The sequence below is a fragment of the Streptomyces sp. NPDC041191 genome (assembly GCF_055591945.1).
In genome coordinates, this window is sequence record NZ_JBVIZC010000010.1 from 117,192 (window position 1) to 131,341 (window position 14,150).

At 73.5% G+C, this 14,150-nt stretch carries 12 protein-coding genes; 5 read left to right on the forward strand and 7 right to left on the reverse strand.

What is annotated here, in order from left to right; translation table 11 throughout:
- Positions 1-127 precede the first annotated feature (127 nt).
- Positions 128-388 carry a type II toxin-antitoxin system Phd/YefM family antitoxin gene (locus tag ACZ6AQ_RS20775; RefSeq protein ID WP_468761173.1) on the forward strand — a complete coding sequence of 87 codons (261 nt, stop codon included), beginning with the start codon at positions 128-130 and terminating at the stop codon, positions 386-388.
- Positions 385-753 carry a type II toxin-antitoxin system VapC family toxin gene (locus tag ACZ6AQ_RS20780; protein ID WP_468761175.1) on the forward strand — a complete coding sequence of 123 codons (369 nt, stop codon included), beginning with the start codon at positions 385-387 and terminating at the stop codon, positions 751-753. Before ACZ6AQ_RS20775 ends, ACZ6AQ_RS20780 begins: the two co-directional genes overlap by 4 nt.
- 62 nt (positions 754-815) lie before the next feature.
- On the opposite strand, the gene ACZ6AQ_RS20785 is transcribed toward ACZ6AQ_RS20780, so the two are convergent.
- Both ACZ6AQ_RS20785 and ACZ6AQ_RS20790 read right to left on the reverse strand, forming a co-directional pair.
- Positions 816-3,389: an ABC transporter permease gene (locus ACZ6AQ_RS20785; protein ID WP_468761177.1), complete on the reverse strand. Its 2,574-nt coding sequence runs from the start codon at positions 3,387-3,389 to the stop codon at positions 816-818.
- On the reverse strand, positions 3,386-4,174 hold the full coding sequence (locus ACZ6AQ_RS20790; protein WP_468761179.1) for an ABC transporter ATP-binding protein: 789 nt from the start codon (positions 4,172-4,174) through the stop codon (positions 3,386-3,388). The genes ACZ6AQ_RS20785 and ACZ6AQ_RS20790 overlap by 4 nt, the downstream gene beginning before the upstream one ends.
- 191 nt (positions 4,175-4,365) lie before the next feature.
- Here ACZ6AQ_RS20790 and ACZ6AQ_RS20795 point away from each other — a divergent pair, with 191 nt between their 5' ends.
- A complete protein-coding gene (locus tag ACZ6AQ_RS20795) occupies positions 4,366-5,922 on the forward strand; it encodes an MFS transporter (protein WP_468761181.1) in 1,557 nt (518 codons plus the stop codon).
- A 32-nt stretch (positions 5,923-5,954) separates the two neighbouring features.
- Here ACZ6AQ_RS20795 and ACZ6AQ_RS20800 read toward each other — a convergent pair whose 3' ends face one another.
- Together ACZ6AQ_RS20800 and ACZ6AQ_RS20805 are read right to left on the reverse strand one after the other, a co-directional pair.
- Positions 5,955-6,143, reverse strand: coding sequence for a DUF397 domain-containing protein (locus ACZ6AQ_RS20800; RefSeq protein WP_468761183.1), 189 nt, complete (start codon positions 6,141-6,143; stop codon positions 5,955-5,957).
- Complete coding sequence (locus tag ACZ6AQ_RS20805; protein ID WP_468761185.1) at positions 6,140-6,979, reverse strand: helix-turn-helix domain-containing protein; 840 nt, start codon at positions 6,977-6,979, stop codon at positions 6,140-6,142. Before ACZ6AQ_RS20805 ends, ACZ6AQ_RS20800 begins: the two co-directional genes overlap by 4 nt.
- Before the next feature lie 103 nt (positions 6,980-7,082).
- Here ACZ6AQ_RS20805 and ACZ6AQ_RS20810 point away from each other — a divergent pair, with 103 nt between their 5' ends.
- Complete coding sequence (locus ACZ6AQ_RS20810) at positions 7,083-7,571, forward strand: ATP-binding protein (protein WP_468761187.1); 489 nt, start codon at positions 7,083-7,085, stop codon at positions 7,569-7,571.
- A gap of 293 nt (positions 7,572-7,864) precedes the next feature.
- Positions 7,865-8,044: a hypothetical protein gene (locus ACZ6AQ_RS20815; protein WP_388692694.1), complete on the forward strand. Its 180-nt coding sequence runs from the start codon at positions 7,865-7,867 to the stop codon at positions 8,042-8,044.
- Positions 8,045-8,113: 69 nt separating this feature from the next.
- On the opposite strand, the gene ACZ6AQ_RS20820 is transcribed toward ACZ6AQ_RS20815, so the two are convergent.
- From ACZ6AQ_RS20820 to ACZ6AQ_RS20830, 3 genes are all read right to left on the reverse strand, one after another.
- Complete coding sequence (locus ACZ6AQ_RS20820) at positions 8,114-10,384, reverse strand: FG-GAP-like repeat-containing protein (RefSeq protein ID WP_468761189.1); 2,271 nt, start codon at positions 10,382-10,384, stop codon at positions 8,114-8,116.
- A 143-nt stretch (positions 10,385-10,527) separates the two neighbouring features.
- Complete coding sequence (locus ACZ6AQ_RS20825; RefSeq protein WP_468761190.1) at positions 10,528-11,475, reverse strand: cellulose-binding protein; 948 nt, start codon at positions 11,473-11,475, stop codon at positions 10,528-10,530.
- Between the two features lie 126 nt (positions 11,476-11,601).
- Positions 11,602-14,145, reverse strand: a complete 2,544-nt coding sequence (locus tag ACZ6AQ_RS20830) for an SUKH-4 family immunity protein (protein ID WP_468761192.1) — start codon at positions 14,143-14,145, stop codon at positions 11,602-11,604.
- Positions 14,146-14,150 lie beyond the last annotated feature (5 nt).

Here is a 14,150-nt window from a genome sequence, read left to right on the forward strand (position 1 = left end):
GCCGTCACTCGCCCGAAGGAACGGCGCCACCCGGGAGAGTGATGCGGCTGGCTCACGGCCCGGCCGCACGACTAAGCTTAGTCTTGCACTTAGTCCACCCCGCTCCGCCCAGCCGTGAGAGGCCGCGATGGAAGCAGCCCGGCAGTACAACGTCCACGAGGCGAAGACCCACTTCTCCAAGATCCTGGAGGCGGTCGCGACCGGCGAGGAGGTGATCATCAGCAAGTCCGGGGAACCGGTGGCGAAGGTGATCCCACTGGCCGGAAAGGTGCGCCGCACCGACTACGGCTCCCTCCGGGGACGCATCACCGTCGCCGACGACTTCGACGACCTCCCCGAAGGCTTCGCCGAGGCGTTCGGGTACGAGACCTCCGGAGACGACGAGTGAGGCTTCTGCTCGACACGCACGTCGTCCTGTGGTGGCTCAACGGCGACCTCCCGGACGAGACCCGCGACCTCCTGACCCGGGAACGCTGGGTGTACATGAGCGCCGTCACGCCCTGGGAGCTCTCGGTCAAGCAGGCCACGGGCAAGCTCGACGCCCCCGCCGACGTGGCGGAGCGGGCCGGGGACACCCAGTTCCTGGCCCTGCCGGTCGTCGCGGAGCACGGCCTCCGCGCCGGCCGGCTCCCGCCCCACCACCGCGACCCCTTCGACCGGATACTGGTCGCCCAGGCGCAGACCGAGGGGCTCACGCTCGTGACCCGGGACAAGCGCATCCCCCTCTACGACGTGCCCGTCCTCACCGTCTGAGCGGTCCGGGCGGCCGTACGGCCCCGGTGCGCGCGCACCGGGGCCGTACGGGTTCCGCGCCGCTACTCGCTCGCGATCGCGTTCAGGACGTTCATCCGGCCCGCCCGGAACGCCGGGACCAGGGCCGCGAGGAGGCCCACGAGGGCCGAGCCGGCGAAGACGGCCAGGATGGTCGGCCAGGGGATGTCCAGGACGCCCAGGCCCTCCAGGGCCAGGAGCTTCTGGGCGGCGGTGCCCCAGCCCATGCCCAGGCCGAGGCCGAGGAGGGCGCCGAAGAGGGCGATGACCACGGACTCCAGGCGGATCATGCGGCGGAGCTGGCGGCGGGAGAGGCCGACGGCCCGCATGAGGCCGATCTCCCGGGTGCGCTCGACCACCGACAGGGCCAGGGTGTTCACGACGCCGAGGACCGCGACGACGATCGCCAGGGCGAGGAGCCCGTACACGATGTTGAGCAACTGCCCGACCTGGTCCTGGAGTTCCTCCTTGTAGTCGGCCTGGTTGCTGACCTTGTACTGCGGATACGGCGCGAGGGCGTCCTTGAGGGCCTGGTAGGCCCGTGCCTCCTGGCCGTCCTTCGCGCCGGCGAAGAGGAGCAGGCTCTGCGGCATCCGGTCGGCGGGTAGGTACCGGGCGGCGGTGGTGACGTTGGTGTACATCACCCCCTTGTCGACGTTGCCGGTGTCGGCCGTGATCGCCGCGACCCTGAGCTTCGCGGGCTTCCCGCCCTTGAAGGCGACGGTCAGGACGTCGCCGACCTTCACGCCGTGCTCGGCGGCGTAGTCGCTGCCGACGGACATGGCGTCCGGGCCGTAGGCGTCCGCGAGGCGCCCGGCGGTGGTCTCCCGGCGCAGGTCCCGCGCGTACGTCGGGTCGGCGGCGGCCAGGCCCTGTTCGGCCTTCTTCCCGCGCGGGTCGGTGACGGTGACGTCGAGCCACCTGTACTCGGTGACGTGGTCGATGCCGGGGACCTTCTCCAGCGCGGCCTGCGCCTGCGGCACGATCGGCTGACCGGTGCCGGACTGGACGATGAAGTCGGCGCCGACCGAGCGGTCCAGCTCCTGCGTGGCGGAGGCGACCATGGAGGAGCCGACCACCGACAGGCAGGCGACGAGCGCGAGGCCGATCATCAGGGCGGCGCCGGTGGCGCCGGTGCGGCGCGGGTTGCGCAGGGCGTTGCGCTCGGCCATCCGGCCGACCGGTCCGAAGGCCCGCAGGACGACGACGCCGAGGACGCGGACCACCCCGCCCGCGAGGAGCGGGCCGACGACGACGAAGCCGAGGAGGGAGAGGACGACGCCGAGGCCGAGCCAGGCGGACCCGGGGGCGGCCTCCTCGGCACGGGCGGCGGCCACGAGGGCGGCGGCCCCGGCGGCCGTGAGGACGAGGCCGAGCACGGCCCGCACCCGGCCGGCCCTGCCGTCGGCGGGGGTGCCCGCTTCGCGGAGGGCGGCCATCGGGGAGATCCTGCCCGCGCGGCGGGCCGGGACGTAGGCGGCGAGGACGGTGACGACGGTGCCGAGGGCGAGACCGGCGACCGGGGTCGTCCACTTCACGGTGAGGTCGCCGGTGGACAGCTCCATGCCCACGGCGGACATCAGCTTCATCAGGCCCACGGCGAGACCGACGCCGGCGGCGACTCCGGCGACCGACCCGACCAGGCCGAGGAGCAGCGCCTCGATCAGGACGGAACGGTTCACCTGGCGGCGGCTCGACCCGATGGCCCGCATGAGGCCGATCTCCCGGGTGCGCTGGGCGACCAGCATGGAGAAGGTGTTGACGATGAGGAAGACGCCGACGAGGAAGGCGATCCCGGCGAAACCGAGCATCGCGTACCGGATGACGTCGAGGAAGCCCGCCATCTCCTCGCGGCCCGCGTCGGCGGTCTCGGCGGCCGTCTGGAGCTTGTAGCCCTTGCCGAGGGCGGCGGCGAGGTCCGCCTTGAGGGCGTCGTCGCTCACCCCGGGCTTCGCGTCGACCATGATCTGGGTGAAGAGCCCTTCGCGGCCGAGCAGTTCGCGCTGGGCGGTGGCGGTGTCGAAGTAGACGACGGTGGCGCCGGGGTTGGTGACCTTGAAGTCGACGATGCCGGAGATCCGGGCGGTGAAGTCACCGGTGACGGAGATGGTCCGCAGCGTGTCGCCGAGTTCGAGGCCGTGCTTCTCGGCGGTGGCGCCGTCCACGACGACGTCGGTGGGGCCGCGCGGCTCGTGGCCGGACGCCATCTCCACCGAACGCAGCTCGTTCGGGGTCCAGTTGACGGCGATCGTCGGAGCGCCACCGGTCGGGCCGACGTTCTTGTTCCCCGCGTCCACGACGGTGACGCCCAGCGAGGTGACCGCGCCCTGCGCGGCCTGGACGCCCCCGGTCCTCCTGACCCGTTCGAGGAGGGAGGCGGGAAGGGTCTCGGGCCGGCCGGTCTCCGGCATCCCGGTGTCGGGCCCCGCCCCTGCGGGGCTGACGGTGACGTCGGAGGCGGTGGTGGCGAAGAGCTTGTCGAACGTCGTGTTCATCGTGTCCGTGAACACGAGGGTCCCGGCGGCGAAGGCGACGGAGAGGAGGACGGCGACGGCGGAGAGCGCCATGCGGCCCTTGTGGGCGAGGACGTTGCGCAGTGAGGTCTTGAGGACGGTCACGAGGTCCGCCCCCGCGCGTCGAAGTCCTTCATGCGGTCGAGGACGGCCTCGGCGGTGGGCCGCTCCATCTCGTCCACGATCCGCCCGTCCGCGAGGTAGAGGACGCGGTCGGCGTAGGAGGCGGCGACCGGGTCGTGGGTGACCATGACGATCGTCTGCCCCAGCTCGTCCACCGAGGTGCGCAGGAAGCCCAGGACCTCCGCGCCGGCCCGCGAGTCGAGGTTGCCGGTCGGCTCGTCCCCGAAGATGATCTCGGGCCGGGCGGCGAGCGCGCGGGCCACGGCCACGCGCTGCTGCTGACCGCCGGAGAGCTGGTTCGGCCGGTGCTCCAGCCGCTCGGACAGGCCGACGGTGTCCACGACCCGGCGCAGCCAGTCGGCGTCCGGTCTGCGGCCGGCGATGTCCATCGGGAGCGTGATGTTCTCGATCGCGCTCAGGGTCGGCAGCAGGTTGAACGCCTGGAAGACGAAGCCGATCCGGTCCCGGCGCAGTTGGGTGAGCTTCTTGTCCTTGAGGCCGGTGATCTCGGTCTCGTCCAGGAAGATCTGCCCGCTGGTCACCGTGTCGAGCCCGGCGAGGCAGTGCATCAGGGTGGACTTGCCGGAGCCCGAGGGTCCCATGATCGCGGTGAACCGCCCTCGGGCGATGTCGACGTCGACGGAGTCGAGCGCGACGACCCGGGTCTCCCCGGTGCCGTACGCCTTGACGACCTGACGCGCCCGCGCGGCGACGGCCGTACTCCCTCCCTTGCCCCCGTGCCGGGGGGTGGTCACAGCCGTGGTCACGTTTCTCTCCTCGGGGAGGCGATGGGTTTGTAAGTTCAACTTAAGGAACGGGGAGGGGACTTCTCCTCCTCCACCGGTACGACCGGCCCCTGGCCCGTATGGGGGAGGAACCCCTAGGGGCTTCTCCACCCGCAGGGCGAGTGGCACGCTGTCCCGCGAGCATTTAGGTGTACGAAGAAAGGAAAGCCGCCGTGTCCGAGCCCTCCACGTCACCGGCCGGAACGCCCCCCGCGGCGCCCGCCGGACCGGCCGCGGCGCCCGGCCGCACGGAACGCCGGGGACCCGTCGTCGCCGCACTCATGCTCGGAATGGGGCTCGCCGCCGTCGACGGCACGATCGTCTCCACCGCCGTCCCCCAGATCGTCGGGGACCTCGGCGGACTCGCCGTCTTCTCCTGGCTGTTCTCCGGCTACCTGCTCGCCGTCACCGTCACCCTGCCGGTGTACGGAAAGCTCAGCGACACCTTCGGCCGCAAACCGGTCCTCGTCGCCGGCGTCGTCCTCTTCCTGGTCGGCTCCCTGCTGTGCGCGACCGCCTGGAGCATGGCGTCCCTCATCGCCTTCCGGGTCGTCCAGGGCCTCGGCGGCGGCGCCCTCCAGGGCACGATCCAGACGATCGCCGCCGACCTGTACCCGCTGGAGGAGCGCCCGAAGATCCAGGCCAGGCTCTCCTCCGTCTGGGCCGCCTCCTCGGTCGCGGGCCCGGCCGCCGGCGGCCTCCTCGCGGGCTACGCCGACTGGCGCTGGATCTTCCTGATCAACCTGCCCGTCGGCCTGGTCGCCCTGTGGCTGATCCACCGGCACCTGGTGGAACCGGCCCGCACCACGCCCCGCGCGCGCGTGCGGATCGACTGGGCCGGCGCCCTCTGCGTCTTCGCGACCGGCGCCCTGCTCCTCACCGCCCTCGTCCAGGGCGGCGTCGCCTGGCCCTGGCTCTCGGCACCGTCCCTCGCCCTCCTCGGCGGCGCGGCCGTCCTCGGCGCCGTGACCGTCCTCGTGGAACGGCGCGCCGCCGAGCCGATCATCCCCGGCTGGGTCTGGCGCCGCCGCACGATCGCCGCCGTCAACCTGGCCCTGGGCGCCCTCGGCCTGCTCATGGTCGCCCCGACCGTCTTCCTGCCCACGTACGCCCAGACCGTCCTGGGCCTGGGACCGATCGCGGCCGGGTTCGTCCTGTCGGTGATGACCCTGAGCTGGCCCGTCAGCGCGGCGCTCTCGAACCGGGTCTACACCCGCATCGGCTTCCGCCGCACCGCGATCCTCGGCATCTCCGGCGCGCTCCTCGTCCTGCTCGCCTTCCCGCTGCTGCCGTACCCCGGGGAACCCTGGCAGCCCGCGCTGCTCATGCTGCTGCTCGGCGCCGCCCTCGGCCTCTTCCAGCTGCCGCTGATCGTCGGCGTCCAGTCGACCGTCCCCTACGGGGAACGGGGCACGACCACCGCGTCCGTCCTCTTCTGCCGCCAGGTCGGCCAGAGCGTCGGCGCGGCCGTCTTCGGCGCCGTCGCCAACGGCGTCCTCGCCGCCCGCCTCGGCCGCGACGGCGACCTGGACGCGCTGACCCGCGCCCTGGACTCCCCCGGGTCCCTGCCGGCCGCGACGGCGGACACGATGCGGCGCGCGGTCGACGCGGCGGTGGACTACGTCCACCTGGGCGCGGCGGGCGCGGCGGCCCTCGCCCTCCTGGTCCTGCTCACCCTCGCGCCCCGCCGCTTCCCGGTACTGGAGGAGGCGGCGGGGCGCGAGGAGTGAGCGCGTACGCGCGCGTACAGGCGGGAGCTGTACTACTCCGCCGAGGCGAGCCCGACGAACCCGGCCCACGCCTCGCGCGAGACCCGAAGGGCCGGCCGGGCCACGTCCTTGGAGTCACGGACGTGCACGGCTCCCGCACCGGCGGCGACCTCGACGCACTGGCCGCCGTCGCCGCCGCTGTGGCTGCTCTTGAACCAGGCGAGGGATTCCGTGGTGTTCATAGCTCTCCCAGCAACTTCTCGATGAACGCAAGCGACTCTCGCGGCGTGAAAGCCTGTGAGCGGATGATCCCATAGCGAGCTGCGGCGAGAACGGCCTGTTTGTGGTCGGTCTCCAGAGTGCTGGTGCCCTGGGCCTCAACGTAGACGAACCTCTTGCCGTCGTCACGGGTGATGAAGGTGAACGGCCCCTCCAGGCCCGCGTTGTCCTCACTGGCCAGCGGCATGACCTGAATCTCGACATTCCTCCGTTGTCCGACCAGAAGAAGCTCTTCGAGCTGACCACGCAACACGTCCCCGCCTCCGACCTTCCGCCGCAGCACCGACTCGCACATGACGAAACTCAGCAGCGGCGCGGGACTTCGCTCGAAGATCGCCTGCCGGGCCAGCCGGGCGGTCACCCTTTGCTCGATGGTCTCCGCGTCGACCGGCGGGCAATGATTGCTCACCAGCGCCCGCATGTACTCCTCGGTCTGGAGCAGGCCGTTGACCACCAACGTGTCGTACGACAGCAGCTCTATGGCCTGCTTCTCCAGTTGTGCCATCCCCTGGAAGAACGCCGGGTACTGCGCCTTCTCCAGCTGGTCCTTCCACACCTTCAACAGACCGCCCGCGTCCAGCACTTCGTCCGAGCGGTCGATCGCGCGCGGTGGTGGAATCCGCCGCCCCTGCTCGAACGACGCGATCGTGGAGGCCGAGTAGCCCAGCCGTTTGCCGAACTCCTCCCGTTCCATCCCCGCCCGCGTCCGCAGCGTCTTCAGGCTCTGCCCGAACGCCGCCACGACACCCTGCCCGGACCTGTCCGCCGTCCGGCCCGCGTCCGCCTGCTCCTCCGCCAACGCACCCCGCCTCTCGTACCTGCGCCGACGCGACGCGTACAAGCGGGTCGCGTCGGTGCGTCACCACTGGTCACGCTACGCCACCAGGAGGAGCTTGGTGGGCATGACGAGCAACAACGGCAGCCCCACGGGCACCACCCAACCCTCCCGTATCTCGCCCTACTTGGAGAGGAGGGTCTTCGCCATGAGGTTCACCTCGACCACCCGGGGCGCCCGGCTCGCCCGTCGGCTGGTCGCCGTCCGGCTGGACGAGTGGGGCCTCCCCTACGGGACCGGGGCGCACGAGGCCGTCGTCCTGGTCGCCGCCGAGCTGGCGGCGAACGCGGTGCGGCACGGGCACGTGCCGGGGCGGGACTTCCACCTGCTGCTACGGGTCGCGGAGCGCCCCCGGCCCGTCGCGCGGATCGAGGTGAGCGACACCCGTGCCGAGCGCGTGCCGCCCCGGCCCGGACGGCTCCCCGGCCCCGGTCCGGAACTCGCGGACGGGGGCCGGGGGCTGCTGCTCGTCGACGGACTCGCCGACCGCTGGGGCTGGTGCCCCCGGCCCGGAGCGCCGGGGAAGACGGTGTGGGCGGAGTGCGCCCTCGGCTGAGGAGCCGGGCCGGAGGAAGGCGCTGCGGGACGGGTGCGGGCGGCCCGTCGCTCGTACGGGTGACCACGGCCGACCAGCACGGTGATTCCCCGGCCGACGCACCAGGCTGGCTCCGAGCCGAAGGAGACGACCGATGCCCAAGCCTCCGTCATGCCCCCAGTGCCCCGACAGGCCGATGCTCTGGAAAGACACCACCTGCATGCGTCCGGACGTCCCGGACTCCTGGAGCTGGCACTGCACCGGCTGTCGCACGAACTGGAGACCCACCCAGACCCAAGTGGAGGAATACCCCTATGGGACACCAGCAGGATCAGCGCATCTCCTGCGGACGACAGCTCCCTGACCCCCTGCCGGGGAACCCCGGCAACACGAAGACCTGTTCGGGCCAGAAGAGCGTCATCTACGAATACGACGACAACGGCCAGTGCGTCCGGCAGACCGCGTGGCCGTGCAATTCCTGCGGCAACAGCTGACCGGGGGGCCGCCGGTCGTACACGTCCCCGCCCGGACGGCCCCCCGGTCCGGGCCCTGAGGGGCCCGGGTCAGAAGACGCTGTTGTAGGACACGTCCTGCGTCAGGGACACCGGCACCCCGCTCTTGAAGGGGGCCGACCAGCTGCCGGTGCCCGCGTAGAAGGTCTCGGCGCCGTTCGAGGCGATCAGGTCGGCGCGTCCGTCGCCGTTGGCGTCGCCGACGGCGGTGAGTCCGGTGAAGGAGCCCCACCCGCCGCCCACCCTGGTACGGGCGGCGAAGGTGCCGTCGCCCTTGCCGAGGTAGAGCCAGAGCACACCCGCCTTGTCCCGGGCGAGGAGGTCGCCGGCCGGGCCTCCGGCGAGGTTGCCGGTGGCGGCCAGCTCGTTGTAGATCCCCCAGCCGACGCCGATCTTCCTGCGCGCCTCGAAGGGGGCGGTGGACGAGCCCGTGCCCTTGTACAGGTACAGGTCGCCCGCCCTGTCGGTGGCGACCAGGTCCGGCCGGCCGTCGCCGGTCAGGTCGCTGCCGCCCGCCAGCCGGTCGTACGCCTGCCAGCCGGCGCCGATCCTCGTACGGGCCGCGAGCGGATTGTCCCGGTCGCCGGTGCCCTGGTAGAGCCAGAGGACGCCGTCGCGGTCCCGGGCGACGGCATCGGGTGCGGCCGAGCCCGCGATGTTCCCGGTGGCCTCGATCCGGTCGTAGACGCCCCAGCCGACGCCGGCCCGTGTGCCACCGGCCTCCGCGGGGGAATCGCCCGGAGTGGTGGGCCGCGTGCCGAGGCGCCACAGCGCGCCGCCGGTGTCCCGGACGAAGAGGTCGGCCGTGCCGTCGTCGTCGTAGTCGTGCGGGGCGGCGGGGCGGGTCACGGTGAACCGGCCGGTGGCGACCAGGTCGGGGCCGATGCCCTCGTCCGGGCGGGCGGTGAGCCTCCACTCGTACGCGCCGTTGCGGGCGGGACGGTCCCAGTCCGGGCTCTCCAGGTCCTTGCCGTCCCAGTGCCAGGTGATCCGGCGCGGCATGCCGTCGACGCCGGACGGGACGGGAAACGCCTCGTACACGGTCTTCCCGCTGCGGACGTGGGTCAGCGTCAGCCGCACGTGGCTGTCCGCCCGCGACAGGTCCCAGGTGAAGTCGGCCCCGCGTGCGACCTGCTCGCCGGTGAGCGCCTTCGGGGTGGCGGAACCGGTGAGGGTCACGACGGTCGACTGCCCGGTGGAGGCGACCAGTTCGACGTCCGGGCGTCCGCCGTCGGCCCGGGGCGAGATCCGGTAGAGGCCCTCCCCGTGCTCGGGGGTGCCGCCGCGCACCAGGAGGTCCCCGCCGGGGCCGGGGACGGCGGACGAGTGGGCGGTGAGGAGCTGGACCTTCTCCCCCGTCTCGACGGACTCGGCGGTGAGGGGCCGGACCTGGAGCCCGGACCCCCCGTTGGGGTTGTACGCGGCGTCGATGTGGATCCGCTGCCCCTGGACGATCCAGCCTCCGACGAGGTGGAGCGGGTCGTAATCGTCCCCACTCGCCCTGATCAGCTTGTGCCCGGACGTGCCGCGCCGGTGCACGCCGAACCACTCCGTGGTCCCGTCGTGCTCCCGCCACACCGCGTACGTGCCGGAGACCGCGTTCTGCCACTGGAAGGGGCCACGCGCATCCTGGACGTACGAGAACTCCGCCGTCGCCGCGGCGATGTCGACGAGCACCTTGCGGAGCGAACCACCGTCGGAGTCCCAGCAGTCGAAGACCGCGGCGTCGGCGGGGTATTCGTTGTCGGGGTTGAGGTGGCAGTCGTCGGCCAGGCCGGTGAGCGGACGCCCGGTCAGCCTGCCGTCCTCGAAGGTGAAGAGGCGCGGCCGGAAGCCTCCCTCCTCGCTCCGCACGTAGACGGCGAGGGTGGAGCCGAAGACCCCGCCGAGGCTGGACCCGGTGCCGAGCGCGTCGAGGTCCACCACGACCGGGGCGGCCGCCGCCGACGCGGGCGTCGACATGTCGTGGAGCTTGAGCACGCGGCTCTCCGACAGGTAGGTCCGGTCACCGGTGACGACGAGGTCCGAGGTCGCCTCGGCGTCGACGGCTCCGGGCAGTACGACCGACGAGCCGTCCGCGTACCACGTCCAGCGGACCTCGGGCGTGCTGCCGCGCTTCTTCGACAGGAAGCCGCCGGGGCCCGCGCCGACGACGTCCGCGCCGCGCGGGAACGGCACGGTGGTGGTCTGCCGCGGGTCCTCCTGCGCGGCGGCCGGCGCGGCGGCGGCCGGGAGCGCGGTGAGCGTGCCGCCGGTGGCGGCGAGGACGACGGCGACGGTCACGGCCGCGAGACGGCGGCCGTGCATGCGTTCGTTGTTCAAGTAGGTGTTCCCTCCCCTGGGTGACGGGAGGCTATCGGACGCGCGGCGGCCGGTGCGTACCGGTCGCCGCCGCGCCTCCTGCGCCTCGTGCCCTTCCGGGGAGGGGAGACAGGACGGGGGAACGGGGAGGAGGCCCCGAGGGCTCAGCCCTTCCCGTCGGCCCGGGAACCGCCGTCCTGGGCCTGCTGCGCCTGCTGGGCCTCCTCCGGACCGGACTCCGCCGCCGGTTCCGGGGCCGACGGCTTCCCCGTCAGCGCCGCCAGCGAGTTGCGGATGTGCTCCATGTGGGAGTGGATCTCGTCCCGCGCCTCCTCGTGCTCGCGCAGGACCCGTTCCGTGGCGCGTTCGATCCGCTCGGCCGCCAGACGGGCCTCGGTGAGCAGCTCCGCCGCCTTCGCCTCGGCGTCCTCCTGGCCGTGCCTGGCCTCCTCCTCGGTCTTCGCCAGGAACCTCCGCGCCTCCGCGAGCCCGCCCTCCGCGCGGGCGAACAGCTCCTCGTGGCGCGCCTCCTGCGCGGCCGCGCGCGCCTGTTCCTCGTGCTCGGTCTGCTCCCGCAGCTTCTTCTGCCCGGCCCGCTGTTCCGCCAGGAGTTCCGCCGCGCGCCGCTCGGTCTCCTCGAACGCCTCCCGCGCCGCCGCCCTCAGCTCCTCGGCCTCGCGGCGCGCCTCCGCCGCCAGCTTCCCCGCCCGCTCGCGAGCCGACTCCAGGACCGCGCGGGCCCGCGTCTCCGCCGCCTCGCGCACGCCCTCGGCGTACGTCCGCGCCGATTCCGTCGTCTCCCGGGCGGCCGTGTCGGCCGCCTCCGCGAGGGCCTGCGCGTCGGCCTCGGCGGCGCGGACGAGCCTCTCGTCCTCCTGCTCCGCGAGCTCCAGGATCTTCCGCGCCGCCTCGCCCAGCGACTCGTACCGCTGCGGCGGCAGCGCCTCGGCGGTCTCGCGGAGCCGGACGAGCTCCGCCTCCCGTTCCTCCACGAGGGCGGCGAGCCGTTCCACCCGCTCCAGGGCGGCGTCGCGTTCCCCGGCGAGCACGGCGAAGAAGCGGTCGACCTGCTCGGGGCGGTACCCCCGTCCCCGTCCGACAGCGAAACTCATCCCTGATGTCCCTTCCCTGTGGCCCGAACGTCCAGGATGCTTCATAAGAACGGACAAAAGGCACCCAACGTGCACGCACGTCGAGCGCCTTTCATCACATCCTGTTCAATTTCCGTCAGAACGGCCCTACAGCAGCCCGTCCCACATCTGCTCCAGCAGGACCGACCACCAGTTCTCCGGCGACGCCAGCGCCGCCGGGTCCAGCATCGCCAGCTGCGCCTGGAAGTCGACCGTCCAGCGGCCCGCCTGCTCCGGATTGAGCCCGAACCGCAGCCGCCACATCCGCCCGAGCAGCGCCATCGACCGCGTGAACTCCGGAAGCCCGGTGTTCACGAACTGCGGCGGCACCGACTGCCCGCCCGGACCGGCCTCCACCGGCACCGCCACGATGTGCGCGGTCCCGTACTGGACGCACAGCGCCCGCCCGAAGTCCGAACCGAGCACCAGGTACGAACTCGCGTCCGGCGCCGCCGGCACCTGCCGCTGCGCCGCCAGCTCGGCCAGCGTCGGCACCACCGGCACCGCGGGCTGCGCCCAGAAGAACGGACCGAAGTCCGCCGGGAGCCCCGCCCACACCAGCGTGCGCGCCACCAGCTCCGGCACGCCCTGCCGGGACACCGCCCGCTGGTCGAACCGGAGGATGCCCGGACCGAACGCCCCGGCCAGCTCCTGCGCGACCGCCTCCGGCGGCACCGGCGGCAACGGCTGCACCGGCGGCAGCGGCGCCCGCACCGGAGCGGGCCGCGCCGGACCGTCCGCGACCTGGTGCAGCTCGCCCTGATGGGTCAGGAGCTGCCGCATGCCCTGCTGCCGGCCCGCGTGATCACGCCCGTACGGAGCGATGCTCGTGATCCGCGCCTGCGGCCACGTCTCCCGGATCATCCGCGCGCAGTAGCCGCCCGGCAGCTCGCAGGACTCCAGCTCCGTGTGCAGCTCCAGGACCTGCTGCGGCGGCACGTTCATCGCGCGCAGCTCGTGCAGGATCTGCCACTCCGGGTGCGGGGTGCCCGGCGCCGAACGCCGGATGATCTGCGCCTCGGAACCGTCGGGCGCCCGGTAGCGCAGCACCGCCTGGTAGCCGGGGCCGACCGTCGGCTGCCCGGACGGCTGCTGCGGATACCCGTACGCGGGAGGCGCGGGCGGGGGCGTGTGCCCGCCCACCGGCGGCGCCGGGGCGGGCGGGGGCGGCGGACCGGCCGGACCGGACGGGCCGGGATGCGCCAGCATCGTCGCCGCCTGCGCGATGCCGCCCGGAGGCGTACCGGGCACGCCCGGCGGCGGGGGCGGGGGCGGCGGAGCCCCCGGGCCGGACGGGCCCGGGTGCGCCAGCATCGTCGCCGCGTGGTGCACGGGCTGCGGCGGCGTCACGGGCCCCGGCGGGGCGGGCGCGGGCGGCGGACCGGGCGGCCGGGGCGCGGACGGCGGGCCGGGCGGCTGGGGCCCGTCGGGACCGAGCTGCGGCACCAGCCGCGTCGGGACGTACGCGCCGGCACCCGAAGCAGGACCCGCCGGACCCGGCGTGCCCGGGACGCCCGGCGGGGGCGGCGTGACGCCCGGGCCGCGACCGCTCTCCGGAGGCAGCGGGGCCTTGCCCGTCACGGCGTCCGCGATGTCCTCGGCACCCGGCGACGGGCGCGCGGGCGGAGGCGGAAGCGGAGGGACACCCGGAACGGGCGGGGACGACGCGACGAGGGGGGCGGAGGGAGCCGACACCCCGTAGTCCGGCAGGGGCGGCGCGGCCGGGTCGAGCCGGGGCGCGATGGCGGTCGGGGGCAGCGCGCTGCCCCCCTTCATCAGAGCGGTCGGCGCGTCCGCGCCCACCGACGGCGGCGGGGCGTCCTCGTCGTCCGCCCCCGACAGCGGCGGCGCGAAGACGGTCGCGGGCAGCGGCACCGCCCCGTCCGCGCCACCGGAACTCGCGTTCGCGTCGGCCCACGGGCTGTCGGCGGACGCGGGCGGGAGCGGCGGGACGGAGGACGCCGGCGGCGGCACGGGCGCCTCCGCCGGAACCCCGTCCATCGCGGTCGGCTCGTACCCGTCCTCATCCGAACCGGAAGCAGAACCGGAACCGGAAGCGGAACCGGAACCAGAAGCGGGAGCGGGCACACCCCCGGGCACCCCCGCCCCGTCCGAAGCCCCCGTCGCGTCGGAAGAGGCGAAGGACCCGGAAGAAGCAGAAGAAGCAGAAGACGCCGAAGAGGCCGAGGACGCCACCGGCTCCACCGCGTCCGACACGTCGTCCACCGCCCCCGACGCGCTCGCGCTCTCCTGCGACGCGTGCGACTCCTCCCTCGGCAGCCCGATCTTGTCCGCCGCGTCCTGCAGCCACTCCGGCGGAGTCAGCAGGAACGACGTCTGGTTCAGATCGATCCGGGCCGCGGGCACCGCCGCCTGGGCCGGCACCTCGTCCGCCGACCCGTACTCCTCCTCGTACCGCCGGATCACCTCGCCCACCGGCAGCCCCGGCCACAGCGTGGCCTCACCGCTGTCCCGCGCGATCACGAGCCGCTGGCGCCCACCGTCCGACGTCGGACCGCCCTCGCGGTCCTCCGCCCACACCACGAACCCCAGCCCGAACTCCCGCACCCGCACCTCACGGTGCTGATAGCCCGGCAGATCGCCGTTGATCCACTCCTCGGCGCGCTCCTGCGCCTGTGCGAACGTCACCACAGCCA